Source organism: Hyphomonas sp. GM-8P, assembly GCF_003263315.1.
Taxonomy (GTDB): domain Bacteria; phylum Pseudomonadota; class Alphaproteobacteria; order Caulobacterales; family Hyphomonadaceae; genus Hyphomonas.
Genome location: NZ_AWFE01000105.1, coordinates 122,590 through 138,578 on the forward strand (window position 1 = coordinate 122,590; position 15,989 = coordinate 138,578).

A 15,989-nucleotide genomic window follows, 5' to 3' on the forward strand; every position below is an offset into this window, starting at 1 on the left:
CGGATCAGGACGCAGGCATGGCTTTCGCGTCGTCCTGAATGCGCGCCAGCATGGAGGCAAGGCCGTTCGAACGCTGGGCCGTCAATGCGCCGCTGACACCGATCTCATCCAGAAAAGCCTTCGCGTCGAAGGACAGGATCTCGTCGCGAGTGGCGCCATTGTACAGCGCCACGAGCAGGGCGATCAGGCCTGAAACGATCATCGCGTCAGACTCGGCCCGCAGCACCAGCTTGCCATCTTCCCAGCCCGTGACGAGCCAGACCTGGCTGGCACAGCCGCGCACCCGGGTATCTTCCGTCCGCTCATGCGGCTCCAGCGGCGGGTTCGCCTTGCCCAGGTCGATGATGTGGGCGTAGCGCGCTTCCCAGTCTTCGAGCCAGGAGAAGTCTTCGCGAATGTCTGCGGCGGTTTCAGCAATGCTCATGGCCCGTGACATGGGGCATCCTGCCAAAAAAGAAAACCCCCGGCGGCCATGGGCCCCGGGGGTGAAGGTTGAGAGATGGTAGGGGCTTACTGGTAGACCCCACCGATGCACTTACCCACATCGGCAAGCGCGTGCTCTCCGATACAGAAAGGTACTTCGTACTGCTGGTTCGCAGCGGCAACACACTGCTGCAGGTTCAGGTTGGCCATGTTCAGGCAGCCGCGGGTCTCGCGTTCCGACATGGCGCTGGACATCTGGGCCGGGGTGGCGGCTTCAGAGCCCATGACGCGGAAAGCGGCGAGCGTGGCGATCTGGTCGGCGATCGGTTCCTTGCCATATTTCACGCGCTTGCGATTGAGTTTGAGGCCCGACGTCATGGCTGCCGGGAACCGCACGGCGCTGGCGGCGCCGGAGACATTGTCCCACAGCGACGGGGCGCCGGGGACACCAGCCTGCACCAGCACGCCATCGATATCAGACGCGCTGAAAGCGTTGACCAGCGGCTGGCTGGCCGGGATGCCGGCCTTCTGGATCTTGTCGAGGGTCGTGGCCTTTGCGCCCGAATTGCCGATCTTCGCCTTGGCCCAGCCGGAGGCCTGCAGCGAGTAGGCCTGTTCCTTCACGAAGGCGGCAGCGCTGGAGAGGCGACGGCTGTCGGCCTCGGTTGCGGCGAGCGCGGCGCTGACGGCCGTGTCGCCACCATTCAGCGTACGGGCATAGCGCACATCATTGGCCAGACCGTTCATCATGGCATCACGGCCATAGAAATCCGCGATGTCGCGGACTGCGGCGCGATATTCAGGGTCCTGAGAGGCGATGAGCGCGGAATAGGAAATCCAGCCCTGCGAAAGCTGGTCCGGATTGTGTCCGCCGAGCGAGTTCAGGGCGTGGTCGATATCGCTGGCAGAACCAAGCGGTTTCGTTTTTACGTCCGTCACTTCGGATTGGTAGGTAGCGTAAACGGCAGCGGATTCAGAGATCGCATCACCGGATTTCTTCTCTTTGGGCTGGCCTTCCTGTGCGGAGGCTCCAAGAGCCATCCCCATAGCGATAACAATAGCCCCGATCGTTCTGATGGAATTCATGTTCGCTCACTCCCTCACGCGACACACGATACTTTCTGCCCGAACTTCCCCAAGGGGGGAACAGCAGCTTGCCCGCTTCTTGCATTACAAATACAGCAAGAAACCGCCGACACCGTTACAATGCCTAATGAATCTCACCGGGGTATTAATATGTTGCCCCAAAAGCAGCGTCAGAGATTACGGATTATACACCTTGGCTGGCTGGCCATGGTGGTTGCGGTTGCCTGTTCCATTCTCGTCTCGCGCGAAAGAGAGGCATTGTCGTTCGCCTGGCTGGGGCTGGCGGCCCTGCCCGGACTGACTGGGTATCTGCTGCTGGGGCCAGATCGGCTTCTGAACCAATTTGCCCCGTCTTTTCTGGTGATTGCGTGGACTGTGTTTGCCGCTTTCGCTCTCGCATTGAGCGGCGCAGCGATGTCTCCGTTGGCGGTTCTTTTCGTGATTGCACCGCTCGTGGCGCTCAGCCTCAATAATTCCAGCATGGCGGCGGAAGCGTCGATCTTCGGCGCAGGGGCCTATTTCGTGGCGATCCTGTTGTCCGAAATCGGGATTCTGCCGATGGGAGAGGCCGTTCCGGGCTTCTCCAGCGTCGCCCGGCTGCTGGCTTTTGCAGCGCTTGTCACCTGCGCGCTGCTGGTCTGGTATCTCGCTCGCGGGCAGGAACAACTCGTGGCTGCAGCGGCAGACCAGCCGCCGCTTGCCGAAGTCTCTCATCCGGCCAAGGCGACCATTCCTGTTCCGGCCGATTCCGGTGTCCTCCTGCTGGACGTGACACCGGACGGCATGATCCGCGGGGCGGACGGCGACCGGCTCGGCCTGCCGGCCATTGGGGCGGGCACGCTGTTGCGCGACATTCTGGATACCTCGACTCCGCCCGCCAAACTGCTGACCGCATCTGCGATGGCAGGGGAGGCGGTCCTCGCCAACGGCCGCAAGATCGCTTTTTGCGCCACACCTTACGAGGGCGGCACGCATATCGTGCTTGTCGACCGTCAGGCGCAGGAAGGCAAGGTGCCTCCTGTCGATGCCGAAACGCGTGCGCGTGATGCCGTCCGCCAGCGCACGGCTTTCTTCGCCTCGCTGGGCCATGACCTGAAAACGCCGCTGAATGCCATCATCGGCTATGCCGACATGATGCGCCATGGTGTGCGCGGCCCGCTACCGGAAGCCTATCAGGACTATCCGGCCATCATTCATGACAGCGGACAGGAACTGCTCCTCATGGTCGAGGACATGCTGGACCTCGCCAAGGCCGATGCCGATCGATATCGCCTTGAGCCGGAGCCAGTCGACCTGTCTGCTTCTGCACTGTCCGTGATCCGCCAGCTGGAGAACCAGGCCGAGCGGGCCGGTGTGAAACTGCGCCTGAAAGCGGATGAGGAAGTCTGGGCACAGGCCGATGCGCGCGCCGTGCGCCAGATCTGGCAGAACCTTGTGTCCAATGCGATCAAATACTCGGACAGCGGCAGCGCTATCGTGCTGGATGCGGAAATCAGCGGCAATGCCGCCATCCTGTCCGTCGCGGACAAGGGCGCCGGCATGAGTGAGGAAGATGTGCGCCTCGCGCTGGAGCCGTTCGCGCAGGGCGGCAATGCCCGCGGCGTGAAGGGGACGGGACTCGGCCTCGCCGTCGTCAAACGTTTTGCGGAGCTGCATGGCGGGCAGATCGACATCCGCTCGACCCTCGGCAAAGGCACACGCGTGTCCGTGACCCTGCCGCGGGCGCACGACGCCGATGTCGAACCCGTGGACGACGCGGCGCAATAAAACGGGGGTGTCAGCCTCTAGACGTCCTCGTCTTCCGGCAGGCTCGACCGCAACAGGAGGAACAGTCCGCCAAATATCGCAGCGCCCATCGCAAACAGGATGATGGACGTGGCGAGGAACAGGACGTCGCCCGGATGGTTTGAATGCTGTATGAGTCCGGTCAGGCCACCGGCAAAGGCGATGGCGGGTGCCAGCAGGATCAGATCGCTGCTTTTCATGCTCTGGCCCCTTCCGTCAGTCGTTACCAGTGCGTTAACACTGAACCTGAAACTGCAAGCATCATGCCGTTTCGAAGGAGACACCCGATGATGGAGCGCCTGCCCACACGCCTCTGGATCGAGGCCCTGATCCGCCGGGCGGAAGTCGCGGGCGCGTCGGGCTTTATCGTCCAGCATGGCGACGATGACCGCGGCGATGTCCTGGTGAAGGTTGCGCGCCTGGACGGAACGGCGGCGGCCTACATCCCGTCCATGGGTATGGATGGCGACCGCATCTTCATGAATCTCACCGCGCAGGGCGTCGGGCCGGACGAGCATTTGGTGGATGACTATGTCGCACGGGCGCGCAAACGCGACAGCGATCTCTGGGTCGTCGAAATCGAAGACAAGGAGGGGCGCCATTTCCTGACCGAGCATGTCGAGGAAGGCGCCTGAACAAGAAGCCTGAATCCTGTAGTGGGATCCGGCAAATTCCTTTGTGAAGGACAAGCCTCTGTTAACTCCCCGCTAACCCCGTGCGGGCAGCTTGAAATTCGAATCAGGATACTGGGCAAGGCGGGGTTATGCTGTTTCTCTTGAACGAACAGATCGTCGACGTGGCGATCCCGGAAATTCATCTGTCCAAGCGCTGGAAAGTGCTTGGCTGCGGGGATCCTGCCAGCATGCGGGCGCGTGAGGCGCTGGAATTCGTTGCGCGGGTCGTGTCGGCCCATGTCGATGAAGGCGTCGTGATGGAAGTGAACCTTGTCGAAGACCTGGCGGCCCTGATCATCGCCAAGACTGGCGCCAATGCCGCCCTGTTCCCGGTGAAGGAGAAGCGCGTTGGCGAAGCCCGCCTGACGATCCTGCCGGAAACGATCCTCGCCAGCCTGCGTGAACGCCATGAGCATGAAGGCCAGGCACCGGACCTTGAACAGATCTGGCCGAAGGCTGCCTGAAGCACTGTCAGCACACTCCGCCTGACACCAGCCCTTCAATCCGTGGCCTAAATCGGCTAGGGGCTCGGCCTGGAAAATACGAGCCGTTTCAACATGTCCCACGCTGCAGAAGCCGCCCGCCGGCGGACCTTCGCCATCATCTCACACCCTGACGCGGGCAAGACCACGCTGACGGAGAACCTGCTGCTGGCCGGCGGGGCCATCCGTGCGGCCGGGGAAGTGGCTGCGCGCGGCGAGGCGCGGCGCACTACGTCCGACTGGATGAAGATCGAGCGCGACCGCGGCATCTCCGTGTCGGCCTCCGTGATGACCTTCGAGTTCGAGGATCTCATCTTCAATCTGCTCGACACGCCGGGCCACGAAGACTTCTCCGAAGACACCTACCGCACGCTGACCGCAGCGGACTGCGCTGTCATGGTTCTGGACGCTGCAAAAGGCATCGAGCCGCAGACGCTGAAACTGTTTGAAGTTTGTCGCCTGCGTGACATCCCGATCGTGACCTTCATCAACAAGATGGACCGCGAGGCACAGGACCCGATCGCGCTTCTGGACGAAGTGCAGGAAAAGCTGCAGCTGGATACCGCGCCGCTCTACTGGCCTGCGGCCAGCGGTCAGCGTTTTTCCGGCATGATCGATCTGGCTACGAAGGAACTGATCCAGTTCGAACGCCGCCCCGGTGAAGCGCCGAAGATCGGCGCCGCACCGCGCATTGCCGCCGATGAGGCGACCCTTCAGGCGAACCTCGACGAGAGCGTCTATGGCGAACTCTCCGAAGGCATGGAAATGGCCACTGGTCTGTTGCCGGAGTTCGACAAGGAAGCCTTCCTCGGTGGCCACATGACGCCGGTCGTGTTCGGTTCGGCTCTGCGCCATTTCGGCGTTCTGGAGCTGCTCCGTACGCTGCATGCCTATGCGCCGCCGCCGCGTGACCAGAAAGCCGAGAAGAAGGGCGAGCCGGTTATCATCCATGCCGACGACAACACGGTGTCGGGTTTCGTCTTCAAGATCCAGGCGAACATGGATCCGAACCACCGCGACCGCGTGGCGTTCCTTCGTCTGTGTTCGGGCGAGTTCAAGCGCGGGATGCGCCTGAAGACGGCGGGCGGCAAGCAGCTGAATATCCACAATCCGATGATGTTCCTCGCGCAGGACCGCGAGATCGCCGAAACCGCCTATGCGGGTGACGTGATCGGTGTGCCGAACCATGGCCAACTGCGCGTCGGCGACAGTCTTTCGGAGAATGGTGACATCAAGTTTGCCGGTATTCCGAACTTTGCGCCGGAACTTCTGCGCCGGGCGCGCGTGAAAGACCCAATGAAAGCAAAGCACTTGCGCAAGGCCCTCGAAAGCCTCGCGGAAGAGGGCGTGACCCAACTGTTCAAGCCGACCATCGGTTCCGACATGATCGTCGGCGCCGTCGGCCAGCTGCAGTTCGAGGTGATGATCGAGCGCGTGGCAGCAGAGTACAATCTGGAAGTCGTGTTCGAACCGGCGCCCTATAATGTCGCGCGCTGGCTCTCCTGTGACGATCCGAAAGTGCTGGAAGCCTTCCTTGAGAAGAACAAGTCCTCGTCAGGCACAGACCTCGACGATGCGCCGGTCTATCTCGCCAAGAATGCGTGGGATGTCGGTTACGCCCAGGAAAAGAACCCGGACATCCGCTTCACGGCTACGAAAGAGCGGGCGCTCTAGAGCGCTTATTCACTTTCTGGTCCGCCTTCGAGTTCGGGCTTCGGTTCCGGGATGAACTTTGCCGCAAGCGTCGGCGAGACGCCAGAGGTGGCCAGCGGGTTCGGACGGGCCTTGCCGCCGCCGCGCTTCAGTTCACAGCGCGCATCGGCGCCTTCGAATGTGGCCACATAGCTCCAGGCAACGCACTGCGCATCTTCCGCGCAGCTCGACTGGCAGGCGGAGGCGGTATCGCCCGGCGTCACGGAATAAGTGGCCCCGAAGCGATACACCCCGGTTTCCTGTCCTTTTGCGGGTTCAGGCTTGTCAGGTTTCATGCTGGGGGTGTCCGCGAAGGCCGGCGCAGCCAGCAGGACAATCGCGCTCGAGGCGGCAAGAAGGGGTACCAGGCGCATGGGCGTCGTCTCCATCTGTCAGGCCCAAGTCTAGTAAGGCCTGCTTAACGAAGTGTTCGCCGCCACCATTTCAATTTGGACAGGTTACTTCGCCCGCGCTTCGCGCTTTTCCTCGATCTCCAGCCATTCCATTTCGGCCATGTCGAGCTCTTCGCGCGCTGCGCCGACGCGGGCGGACTTCTTGTTGAAGGCATCCGCATCGCGGGCATAGAGACCCGGATCGGACATGTCCTGCTCCAGCTTGGCGATTTCGGCCTGCAGCTTCGGGATCAACGCGTCCAGTTCCTTCTGACGATGCTCATCCTTGAAGGAGAGCTTCGTCTGAGGTTTCGGACGCTGTGCATTGTCTGTCTTCGGTTTTTCCGCCTTCGGAGCATCTGCTTCGCCCCTCTGCCGGAAACCTTTCAGCTGTTCCTGCGCGTCGCTCCAGCCGCCGGCCGTGACGATCCATTCGCCATTGCCGACAGGGCAGAGGCAACTGGTCACGGTGGCATCGAGGAAGGCCCGGTCGTGGCTGACCAGGATCAGCGTGCCTTCATATCCGAGCAGCATGTCCTCCAGCAGGTCCAGCGTCTGCATGTCGAGATCGTTGGTCGGTTCGTCCATCACGAGCAGGTTGGACGGTTGGGCAAGACCAATGGCAAGGGCGAGCCGGTTGCGTTCCCCGCCGGAGAGGGCGCCGACCGGCTGGCGCAGCTGGTCCGGCGCAAACAGGAAGTCCTTCGCATAGGCTGCGACATGCCGCTGTCGGCCCTGCACCATGATGGAGTCGCCGCCATTCGGGGCGAGGGCTTCCCAGATCGTGTCCTTCGGGTTCAGCGTTTCGCGCGTCTGGTCCTGATAGGTCACCTGCAGCGTTTTGGAGTGCTTTACGCTGCCACTGTCCGGTTCGATCCGGCCGAGGAGGAGTTTGACCAGTGTCGTCTTGCCGACGCCATTGGGCCCTATGATGCCGATCCGGTCGCCGCGCAGGATCCTGATGGAGAGATCGTTGACCAGGGTGAACGGTCCATCCGGGCCTTCATAAGTCTTGGTCAGGTGCCGGGTCTCGATCACCTTCTTGCTCATCGAATCCCCGGCGTCGACGCTGAGGTCGGCGGTGGCTTTGCGGTCCTGAAGGGCGGACCGCATCTCGGCATGTTCGGCGCGCAGGTCTCTCAGTTTTGCGAGACGGCCCTGGTTGCGCTTGCGCCGGCCGGTGACGCCGCGGGCCAGCCAGTGCTGCTCGTCCTTCAGGTGCGTCGTCATCCGGCGCAGCTGGCGTTCTTCCTCGATCTCGATCTGTTCGGCCCATTCGTCGAACTTCACATAGCCGTCCGGGCTCTTCAGCACCTTGCCCTGGCGCAGCCAGAGCGTGTTGGTCGAGATGTTCTCCAGGAAGCGGCGGTCGTGGCTGACGACCAGCACGACGCCGTTGAAGTTCTTCAGGCGTGCTTCCAGTTGCTCGATCATAGGTACGTCGAGATGGTTGGTCGGCTCGTCCAGCAGCAGCACGTCCGGATCGGCGGCAAAGGCTTTGGCGAGCGCGGCGCGGCGCAGCTGGCCGCCGGAGAGCGTGGCCGGGTCTGCATCTGCCTCGACGCCGAATTCCGACAATTCGGCCTCGGCCATATAGGCGCCGTCGAGCCCTTCGCTGGCATAGGCGAGTACGGATTCGAAGCCGGCAAGGTCCGGCTCCTGTGCGACGCTGGCGAAGGTGATGCCCGGCTGACGCCAGACGTCTCCGCTGTCGGCTTCCACGCGCTCTGAAATGATCTTCATCAGCGTCGACTTGCCCGCGCCGTTGCGACCGACCAGCGCCACGCGCTCGCCCTTGGACAGCGAGAAGCTGACCCCCGTGAACAGGGGCTTGCCCCCGAAGGAGAGGCGAACATCGGTAAGCGTGATCAGTGGGGGTGCGGCCATGGCGGCGATGTAGCGTGCGCACGGGCAGGGCGCTAGAGGGAGGAACCAGACAAAGGGTTCCTTAAACTTGCCGGGTTATATGCCATGAAGCTCCGCCCATCCGGGCGGGAGGGATCTGGCAGCAGGGAGCTCCATGTTAAAGCGGCAGATCCTGCAGGGCACGTCCTGGCTGCTCGCCGGACGGATTTTCAGCAACGTCGTCGGCCTCGCCAGCACACTGATTGCGGCGCGCTTCCTGACGCCGGAAGATTTCGGCGTGGTCGCGATCGCGATGGGCGTATTCGGGATTGCGGCGGCGCTGGTGGAGCTGCCAGTGGGCACGGCCCTCGTGCAGCTGAAGACCGCAACCAGGGACGATTTCAACACAGCGTGGACGATCAATTTCCTGCGCGGTCTCATTGTTTCGGGCATGATGGCCGCATCCGCCTGGCCGATCGCGATTGTGTTCGACGATCCGCGCCTCCTGGCGATTGTGCTCGCGCTCGCCTCCTATCCGGTCCTGCTGGGCCTCAGGAATGCGTGGTTCGAACAATATACCCGCGACATGGATTTCCGCTGGGAAGCGCTGGTGGAGACACTGACCAAGCTGGTGTCCTTTGCCGTCGTGCTCGGCATCAGCATCGCGACCCGCAGCTATTGGGCGTTGCCGCTCAGCCTGATCGCGTCTGGCGTTGCGGCGGTGATCCTGTCCTATGTGCTATGTCCGCGTCTGCCGGCCTTTTGCCTGTCGGAGTTCCGGAAGTTCTTCGGCTTTTCTGTCTGGCTGGGGCTCGGCCAGATTGCTGACAGTGTGCGCGACACAGCGGGCACATTCCTGATCGGCAAGTTTGTCGGCACCTCGCGCCTTGGCGCCTGGTCCGTCGGCTCGCAATTCGCGGACAGGCTGGAACTTGTGCTTTATGCGCCTATGGAACGCACCCTTTTTGCCGCGTTCAGCTCAATCCGCCACGATGCCGAACATCTTCGCGGAACCTTTCTGAAGGCCATGCACACGGGCTTCGCCTTTATCGCACCTGTGTGCGTTGGCATGGGGCTGCTGTCGCCTGAAGTCATCGCCATTGCGCTCGGACCGAAATGGTCTGTCGCGGCGCTCGTCCTGGGCTTCATCGCCCCTGCCATGGCATTCCACCTTCTGGCAGGGCTCTGCACGTCGCTGACAACTGCGCTGGGCTATACGCGCGCCGTGTTCAAGGTGAAGGTGATTTCAGCGCTGGTGCATCTGCCGATGATCCTGGCTGGCGTCTATTTCGCGGGGCTTCAAGGCGCTCTCTGGGCCACAGTGGTAACGGCGGTCATCTGGTGGGGATTGTGTGCCTGTCTGGTTTCACGAATTGCCGGGGTCAGCCTTGCAAGCCAGGCCGGTGCGATCGTCCGCTCTGCCGGAGCAGCCCTTGTCATGGGCAGCGTGGTGATCACGGCGAGGGCCATGCTGTTTGCAGAAGGGGACGATGCCCTTGTGCCCGTGCTGGTTCGGGCCGTTAGCCTGTCAGGCCTTGGCGCGTTGACCTATGTGGTCAGCCATTTTGTACTTTGGCAGCTGGCTGGACGCTCGGCTGGCGTCGAGACCGCCGCGCTGGGATTGGTGTCCGGGCGCCGTGCAGGCGGCTGATATCGTAGGTGCGGAACTCCTGATCGTTGACGATCCGAACGATTTCAAGCGCGAACGCATGCAGCATACTGATATATTCGGTGCTGGCTGAGTTGGTATCGACAAATTCGCCCAGGCCCAGCGTCTTGTTCGCATCGAAGATGAACGGCTCACCATCGATCATCGTGTAGTCGAGCTTGCCATAGTCGAGATGCAGCTTCTCGCGCATCTCCAGGAGGCGCGGATGCGGAACGAATGACCGGCAGGACACGTTCTCGTCTTCAGTAATGATCAGGTCCGATGAGCGTTCGATATTCTCGAAATGAATGTCGCCGAAGAAGATATACTCTCTCAGCACATTCTTTTCGCCATCCCATTCCGGCAACAGTTTCTGTACCACATGATGCTGTGAGAAATATGGCGCAGGTACGTCCGACAGCCGCTCGAAGATCTGGTAGTCCTGTTTGGAATGGATCAGCGGCGTGTCTTGCAGGCCCGCGAGGCGGCTGGCCTTCTGGCGGATGCGCGTCAGAAGGGACCGGGAATTGATTTCCGGTTGGCCACCATAATTCAGCGTCGATTTGACGATGACCCGGCCGTCATAGGTGCTGTTTCGAGTCAGCAGGCCATCGGCATAGGTGTGCTTCCGGATATCGCGGGCATCTGCGTTGATCCGGCGGCGGTACTTTTTAGCAAAGCGCGCAATGTGCGGGGGGACGACGGACCGGTCATAATGAACGAACAGGAGGTCAGCGGGAACGAATTCGTCCGTTCCGTACAGGTGCACGACATCCACGCCCAGTCGTTTCAGTGCGTCCTCAATAATGCAGACCAGATGGATGCGCGCGCCTCGCGGCATGTCCGGGGTGTGAAGTATCGCGACGCGGTGATGCCTGAAAGACAATCTGACTCCCTGGCCTTCCTGGCCAAATCTGATGCGCAAACCCTGAATTTCGGCCCTGAATTCCAGTCTGGGGCGCAATTGGGTCCTGGTTACGGAAAGTAGTTGAAATTTCCATTAAAGAGAGCGCTGGAATTTGAGCGAAAGGCTGGTTCAGAGGCACGGCAATGCCGTGTGAGAAACTTCCCAATTTCCACGCGCGCCGCCCGATTTTCTGTCTGGCTTTCCCAGACCCGGATCTGGCTGCTACACTCACTGAAAATATAAATCGGAGGAACAACGTGGCTTATTCGGACAATGAGACCGCTTTCACGCAATTCGAGGCACGCCGCCTGTCGCCAGCGATAGGAGCGGAGCTGATCGGGGCGGACCTGCGAAACCCGACCGATGCGCTTGTTTCCGAAGTGCGCGCGGCGCTTCTGCGCTATCAGGTCGTGTTCTTCCGCGATCAGGACATCACCCGCCAGCAGCACATCGCCTTCGCCAGAAAGTTCGGGGAGCTCGAAATCCATCCCGCCACGCCGCTGGAACAGCCGGACCGCGAAGTCCTCCGTATTGCCCATGGGCCGAGTTCACGCGGTACCGAAAACTCCTGGCATTCGGACGTCACCTGGCGGGAAGCCCCGTCGCTCGGTTCCATCCTGCGTGCGATCGAACTGCCGGAGGTCGGCGGCGACACGCTCTTCTCCAACATGGTGATGGCATATGAGGACCTGGACGACGGACTGAAGGAACGGCTCTGCCAGATGACGGCCGTGCACGATATCGCCCGCGTCTTCGCCAAGCGCCTGAAGAAGGATGCAACCGAACTCCATGCGAAATACCCGCCCATGGAGCATCCGGTGATCCGGACCCATCCTGAGACGGGCCAGCGCGGGCTCTATGTCAACACAGCGTTCACGGATCATATCAAGGGCATGGACCGCAAGGAGAGCGACGACCTGCTGAAGTATCTCTACTCCCGCGCCGCCATTCCGGAATACCAGTGCCGCTTCCGCTGGGCGCCGGGCTCGCTCGCCTTCTGGGACAATCGCGCCTGCCAGCACTATGCGGCCAGCGACTATTTCCCGAATGTGCGCATCATGGAACGCGTTACCATCGCGGGCGACCGGCCATACTTCAAGGCGGCAGCCTAGGCGAGGGAGGCGACTTCCGCGTCAGTCAGCAACCGCCACTCGCCTTCCGGCAAGTCGCCGAGGGTGAGGGGGCCGAAGGCGGCGCGGTGGAGCGTTTCGACATGATTGCCCGCGGCGGCGAACATGCGGCGCACCTGGTGGTAGCGGCCTTCGGTGAGGGTCAGGCGGGCGGTGCGCTCACCGGTCACTTCCAGCTGCGCCGGCAGCAGCGGCTTCTCTTCACCGCGCAGCATCAGTGTGCCGCTGGCGAAGAGGTCTGCCTCATGGCCGTCCAGCGGGCGGGCAAGGGTGGCTTCATAGGTCTTCGGCATCTCTGACTTGGGTGAGATCAGCCGGTGAAGCAGTTTCCCGTCATCCGTAAACAGAAGGAGGCCGGTTGTCTCCGCGTCGAGGCGCCCGACGCTTGAGAGCGGCGGCGTGCGGAGCAGAAAACGTGGCGGCAGTAATTCGTAGACCAGCCGGCCCTGATCGGCGCGGGAACAGGTAAAGCCCGCCGGTTTGTTCATCAGGATGACCATGCCGGGCGCCGGGTCCAGCGGTTCGCCATCGAAGCGGAGGTCATCCCCTTCGCCGGTCACGCGGCTGCGCCGGATGGCGGCCTCCATCTCCTTGCGGCTGCCATAGCCGAGATGGGCAAGGTATTTCGCGAGCTGTCGCGCTTCCTTCATGGCGTGGGCTTCATCGCTTCCGCTTCGGCTTCTCGGCCTTGATGATCTTGTAGCCGCCCTCGTCTTCCAGCATTTCGTGGCTCTTGAAGCACTCGCTCAGCACGCTCTCATAGGGCAGGTGGCGATTGGCGACGAGCCAGAGCGTGCCGCCGGTTTTCAGCGCGTCAGCGGCAGCGCGGATGAAGTCCTGACCGAGAGATGTGCTGTCGGCCCGGCCAGCATGGAAGGGCGGGTTCATGACGGCGAAGTCGAATTCGGCCTTAGGTGCGTTCTTCGTCACATCCGCCCAATGGGCGGTCCAGTTGCTGAAGCCTTCGAGGTTTTTCTGCTGGCAGGCCAGCGCGCGATACTCGGCTTCGAACAGGGTCATGCTATCGACATGCGGGCAGTTGGTCAGCACTTCTCGCGCGAGGTAGCCTTGGCCGGCACCAAAGTCTGCGCCGCGCCCTCGGATCCATTCCGGGATGCTGTCAGCCAGCAGTTCACTGCCCGCGTCGACACGATCCCAGCTGAAAAGGCCCGGCCGGCTCCACAGGGCGCCGTCATCGACTTCCTGAGGGGCGTCGAAGGCGATCCACTCTTCCGCCAGCTGAACGTTCCAGTCTTCGGTCTTCACCGCCCAGAAGGCCCGGCATTTGTGTTTCGAGAGGCTCTGCGTTTCGCCAGCCAGTTCCGCCAGGATCTTCTCACCTGTCTTGGCGCCCAGCGTGTTCGGCAGGCTGGCGACGATCACGCCGCCCATGGGGGCATCGCGCATGGCGCGCGCGAACAGGGCGCGCGTCTCATCGCGCTGGCGCGGCGGCAGGACAATGGTCAGCGCCGCGGAAGGAAAGCTCTCAGCCTCTGGCGGCAGGACCGTGAACCCCGCGGCCTTCAGGGCGTCATGATCCGGCTTGAAACTGTTCTGGCAGGTCAGCCGCTCCTTCGGCATGCGCATCAGGAAGGGCACAGCCTCCGCGCGCAGGCAGAGGATGCTGCCCGTTTCCGGCAACAGGTCAGCCTCTTCAAAGGCGAGGGAAAGCGTATCGAAAACAACGGCGTCAAACATGGGCGCTCTCTACGCGCATGACGGGGCGGGTGCAATCGGGCGATGCGGTGCCTAGCGTTCGACGCGGTAGCCGCTGCGCCCGGCCAGTGGCTGGCCGGCCGCGATGGAGAATGCCTGGCTGAGGCCGCGATAGAAGGCGATGCGCGCTTCGGCTTCCTCGCTGATCATCAGGCCGCTCTCGGCGCCGATCAGGCGCTCCGGCGTCTTTCCGGCATGGGCGAGTTCCATCATGTCCGACCAGAGGTCTGCCGGCAGGCCGCCGCCGGTTACCTTCTTCATCGGCTTGTCGTCATCATTGCCGACCCAGATGCCGCCGACATATTCTGCCGAATATCCAATGAACCAGGCGTCCCGCCAGTCCTGGCTGGTGCCTGTCTTGCCCGCGACGGTCCAGCCCGCAATGCGGGCCCGGCCGCCGGTGCCGATGTCGGAATTCACGACGCGGTAGAGCATGGCGTTCATGTCCCGGGAGAGGCCTTCCGAGTACACACGGTCACGCTCATAGTCCGGGCGTTCGTAGAGCACTGTGCCGCGCGAATCCTCGATCTTCTCGATCAGCCACGGGTCCAGCCTCAGGCCGCCTGACTGGAACACGCCATAGGCGCGGGTCAGTTCCCACAGGGAGACTTCCTGGCTGCCTAGGGCGATAGAGGGGTAGGCTTCCAGTTTCGTGGTGATGCCGAAACGCCGGGCCGTTTCCGCCACACGCGCCGGGCCGGACAGTTGCGTCAGCTCCACCGCGACCGTGTTGATGGACCGCGCGATCGCTTCGCTCATCGTCATGGGGCCGAGATAGGCGCCAGTATAGTTCGACGGGCTCCACTTGCCGATTGTGATGGGGGCATCCTCGAACACGTCATAAGGCGAGTAGCCGTCTTCCAGCGCCGTGGCGTAGACAAACGGCTTGAAGCTGGATCCCGGCTGGCGCAGGGCCTGTGTGACTCGGTTGAACTCGGTCGTCGCATAATCCGTGCCGCCGACAAGGGCGGCGACGCGGCCGTCTTTCCCGATCAGGACAGCCGCCATCTGGCTTGCGCCTTCTTCAGCGCCATCGCTTTCCATCCGCTTGACCAGTTGAGCCTGGATCTTCTCCTGCAGGTCGATGTCCAGCGAGACCGTGACGACCAGGTCTCCCGGAATGCGGGGCAGCATTGCCTTCACCCGTTCCGACACTGCGTCCAGTGCATAGCCGAGCTGAGGATCATATATTGGCGGATCGATGATCGTGATGGCTTCGGCTTTGGCCGCTTCTGCCTCGGCAGGGCGGATGAAACCGAGGTCGACCATCTGGGCGAGGACATAGGCCTGGCGCTCTTTGGCGCCTTCCAGGTTTTCCCGCAGGTTCAGCTTGGAGGGAGCCTTGGGCAAGGCGGCCAGAATAGCGGCCTCCGCCACGGTCAGCTTCTGGGGTTCCTTGCCGAAATAGTAGCGCGCCGCCGCGTCGATGCCGTAGAGGCCGGCGCCGAAATACACCCGGTTCAGATAGAGCGAGAGGATCTCGTCCTTGCTCATCCTGGTTTCGAGTTCACGGGCGAGCTTCACTTCCTGTGCCTTGCGTTTCACCGTCTGGTGAGAGGTGAGCACGAGGTTCTTGATCAGCTGCTGGGTGATGGTGGAGGCGCCGGAGACGGTCTCGCCGGCCCGCAGGTTCGACCAGGCCGCGCGGGCGATGGCGGCATCGTCGGCCCCGTCATGCTCGTAAAAGCGCTTGTCCTCGGCGGCGATGAAGGCCTGTGGCACATATTCCGGCAGCTGGTCCACCGAGGTGGCCCGGCCATAGCGCGGGCCTCGCACGTCAAGCGTGTTGCCGTCATGGTCGATGAATTCGATGGCCGCTTCACGCTTCACAGTCCACAGGTCTGCCACTTCGGGCAGTTTCGGCATGCCGGCATAAAGGGAGCGCCATTTCCAGAAGCCCCAGCCGCCGACCACCAGAAAGATGACCAGAAAGACGATCAGCGTGTAGCGCACCAGACGGGGATGACGGGAGGCAAAGCCACCGCCGGGCACCTTTATCGTCCGTTGGGCCGGGGTCTTGTTACCCTTCTGCGCCATGTCTGCCTGTCAGTAGAATCGATAATCTCTGAGGGTAAATGCGAGAGGATTACGGCAGTGTGAAGGCACATGCCGCCTGGGGTGCAGGCTGGGTGAGGGGATTTCGCCGCCATAGCCGCAATCCGGCCTTTCAAACGGGCGCAAACTTGCCCCACTGCCGCGACGTCATACG

The 15,989-nt window shown here is 62.3% G+C and carries 15 protein-coding genes; 6 read left to right on the forward strand and 9 right to left on the reverse strand.

Annotation, left to right across the window (positions count from 1 at the left end; all coding sequences use genetic code 11):
• Nucleotides 1–4: 4 nt before the first annotated feature.
• Nucleotides 5–424: a SufE family protein gene (locus HY26_RS15955; RefSeq protein ID WP_034764436.1), complete on the reverse strand. Its 420-nt coding sequence runs from the start codon at nt 422–424 to the stop codon at nt 5–7.
• A gap of 86 nt (nt 425–510) precedes the next feature.
• Nucleotides 511–1,509 (reverse strand): hypothetical protein, encoded by a 999-nt coding sequence (locus HY26_RS15960; RefSeq protein ID WP_139068771.1) that lies wholly within the window; start codon nt 1,507–1,509, stop codon nt 511–513.
• A gap of 150 nt (nt 1,510–1,659) precedes the next feature.
• Between HY26_RS15960 and HY26_RS15965 the strand changes: the two genes are divergently transcribed.
• Nucleotides 1,660–3,276: a sensor histidine kinase KdpD gene (locus tag HY26_RS15965; RefSeq protein WP_158531535.1), complete on the forward strand. Its 1,617-nt coding sequence runs from the start codon at nt 1,660–1,662 to the stop codon at nt 3,274–3,276.
• Between the two features lie 17 nt (nt 3,277–3,293).
• Here the strand turns inward: HY26_RS15965 and HY26_RS15970 are convergent, their stop codons facing one another.
• Nucleotides 3,294–3,494, reverse strand: a complete 201-nt coding sequence (locus HY26_RS15970; RefSeq protein ID WP_034764234.1) for a hypothetical protein — start codon at nt 3,492–3,494, stop codon at nt 3,294–3,296.
• Nucleotides 3,495–3,581: 87 nt separating this feature from the next.
• On the opposite strand from HY26_RS15970, the gene HY26_RS15975 reads away from it, so the two are divergent.
• From HY26_RS15975 to HY26_RS15985, 3 genes are all read left to right on the forward strand, one after another.
• Nucleotides 3,582–3,929 carry a DUF1491 family protein gene (locus HY26_RS15975; protein ID WP_233348663.1) on the forward strand — a complete coding sequence of 116 codons (348 nt, stop codon included), beginning with the start codon at nt 3,582–3,584 and terminating at the stop codon, nt 3,927–3,929.
• Between the two features lie 128 nt (nt 3,930–4,057).
• The gene (locus tag HY26_RS15980) at nt 4,058–4,432 is read left to right on the forward strand and encodes a hypothetical protein (RefSeq protein ID WP_034764229.1); all 375 of its coding nucleotides are present in this window, start codon (nt 4,058–4,060) and stop codon (nt 4,430–4,432) included.
• A gap of 93 nt (nt 4,433–4,525) precedes the next feature.
• Entirely contained in the window at nt 4,526–6,124 is a 1,599-nt protein-coding gene (locus tag HY26_RS15985; RefSeq protein ID WP_034764225.1) for a peptide chain release factor 3, read from the forward strand.
• Between the two features lie 5 nt (nt 6,125–6,129).
• On the opposite strand, the gene HY26_RS15990 is transcribed toward HY26_RS15985, so the two are convergent.
• Both HY26_RS15990 and HY26_RS15995 read right to left on the reverse strand, forming a co-directional pair.
• Complete coding sequence (locus HY26_RS15990) at nt 6,130–6,516, reverse strand: PAN domain-containing protein (RefSeq protein ID WP_158531536.1); 387 nt, start codon at nt 6,514–6,516, stop codon at nt 6,130–6,132.
• Nucleotides 6,517–6,600: 84 nt separating this feature from the next.
• Nucleotides 6,601–8,421 carry an ABC-F family ATP-binding cassette domain-containing protein gene (locus HY26_RS15995; protein ID WP_112074090.1) on the reverse strand — a complete coding sequence of 607 codons (1,821 nt, stop codon included), beginning with the start codon at nt 8,419–8,421 and terminating at the stop codon, nt 6,601–6,603.
• Nucleotides 8,422–8,554: 133 nt separating this feature from the next.
• Between HY26_RS15995 and HY26_RS16000 the strand changes: the two genes are divergently transcribed.
• Nucleotides 8,555–10,030 (forward strand): lipopolysaccharide biosynthesis protein, encoded by a 1,476-nt coding sequence (locus HY26_RS16000; RefSeq protein WP_112074091.1) that lies wholly within the window; start codon nt 8,555–8,557, stop codon nt 10,028–10,030.
• Here the strand turns inward: HY26_RS16000 and HY26_RS16005 are convergent.
• A complete protein-coding gene (locus HY26_RS16005) occupies nt 9,936–10,868 on the reverse strand; it encodes a hypothetical protein (protein WP_112074092.1) in 933 nt (310 codons plus the stop codon). The genes HY26_RS16000 and HY26_RS16005 overlap by 95 nt on opposite strands.
• A 323-nt stretch (nt 10,869–11,191) precedes the next feature.
• Here HY26_RS16005 and HY26_RS16010 point away from each other — a divergent pair, with 323 nt between their 5' ends.
• Nucleotides 11,192–12,046 carry a TauD/TfdA family dioxygenase gene (locus tag HY26_RS16010; protein ID WP_233351663.1) on the forward strand — a complete coding sequence of 285 codons (855 nt, stop codon included), beginning with the start codon at nt 11,192–11,194 and terminating at the stop codon, nt 12,044–12,046.
• On the opposite strand, the gene HY26_RS16015 is transcribed toward HY26_RS16010, so the two are convergent.
• Genes HY26_RS16015 through HY26_RS16025 form a run of 3 tightly spaced genes read right to left on the reverse strand, consistent with a single transcriptional unit; the run spans nt 12,043 to nt 15,817 of the window.
• Nucleotides 12,043–12,714, reverse strand: a complete 672-nt coding sequence (locus HY26_RS16015) for a pseudouridine synthase (RefSeq protein WP_112074094.1) — start codon at nt 12,712–12,714, stop codon at nt 12,043–12,045. The two genes, HY26_RS16010 and HY26_RS16015, sit on opposite strands and share 4 nt — an antisense overlap.
• A gap of 10 nt (nt 12,715–12,724) precedes the next feature.
• Nucleotides 12,725–13,762: a class I SAM-dependent methyltransferase gene (locus tag HY26_RS16020; RefSeq protein WP_112074095.1), complete on the reverse strand. Its 1,038-nt coding sequence runs from the start codon at nt 13,760–13,762 to the stop codon at nt 12,725–12,727.
• 51 nt (nt 13,763–13,813) lie between these two features.
• Complete coding sequence (locus tag HY26_RS16025; protein ID WP_051599747.1) at nt 13,814–15,817, reverse strand: transglycosylase domain-containing protein; 2,004 nt, start codon at nt 15,815–15,817, stop codon at nt 13,814–13,816.
• Between the last annotated feature and the right edge of the window lie 172 nt (nt 15,818–15,989).

What these genes read in the sequence shown, in the direction of transcription:
- HY26_RS16025 (WP_051599747.1), bottom strand. Translation starts at nt 15,817, where the DNA reads ATGGCGCAGAAGGGTAACAAGACCCCGGCCCAACGGACGATAAAGGTG.
- HY26_RS15965 (WP_158531535.1), top strand. Translation starts at nt 1,660, where the DNA reads ATGTTGCCCCAAAAGCAGCGTCAGAGATTACGGATTATACACCTTGGC.
- HY26_RS15970 (WP_034764234.1), bottom strand. Translation starts at nt 3,494, where the DNA reads ATGAAAAGCAGCGATCTGATCCTGCTGGCACCCGCCATCGCCTTTGCC.
- HY26_RS15985 (WP_034764225.1), top strand. Translation starts at nt 4,526, where the DNA reads ATGTCCCACGCTGCAGAAGCCGCCCGCCGGCGGACCTTCGCCATCATC.
- HY26_RS16020 (WP_112074095.1), bottom strand. Translation starts at nt 13,762, where the DNA reads ATGTTTGACGCCGTTGTTTTCGATACGCTTTCCCTCGCCTTTGAAGAG.
- HY26_RS15955 (WP_034764436.1), bottom strand. Translation starts at nt 424, where the DNA reads ATGAGCATTGCTGAAACCGCCGCAGACATTCGCGAAGACTTCTCCTGG.
- HY26_RS15960 (WP_139068771.1), bottom strand. Translation starts at nt 1,509, where the DNA reads ATGAATTCCATCAGAACGATCGGGGCTATTGTTATCGCTATGGGGATG.
- HY26_RS15975 (WP_233348663.1), top strand. Translation starts at nt 3,582, where the DNA reads ATGATGGAGCGCCTGCCCACACGCCTCTGGATCGAGGCCCTGATCCGC.
- HY26_RS15995 (WP_112074090.1), bottom strand. Translation starts at nt 8,421, where the DNA reads ATGGCCGCACCCCCACTGATCACGCTTACCGATGTTCGCCTCTCCTTC.
- HY26_RS16005 (WP_112074092.1), bottom strand. Translation starts at nt 10,868, where the DNA reads ATGCCGCGAGGCGCGCGCATCCATCTGGTCTGCATTATTGAGGACGCA.
- HY26_RS16015 (WP_112074094.1), bottom strand. Translation starts at nt 12,714, where the DNA reads ATGAAGGAAGCGCGACAGCTCGCGAAATACCTTGCCCATCTCGGCTAT.
- HY26_RS15980 (WP_034764229.1), top strand. Translation starts at nt 4,058, where the DNA reads ATGCTGTTTCTCTTGAACGAACAGATCGTCGACGTGGCGATCCCGGAA.
- HY26_RS15990 (WP_158531536.1), bottom strand. Translation starts at nt 6,516, where the DNA reads ATGCGCCTGGTACCCCTTCTTGCCGCCTCGAGCGCGATTGTCCTGCTG.
- HY26_RS16000 (WP_112074091.1), top strand. Translation starts at nt 8,555, where the DNA reads ATGTTAAAGCGGCAGATCCTGCAGGGCACGTCCTGGCTGCTCGCCGGA.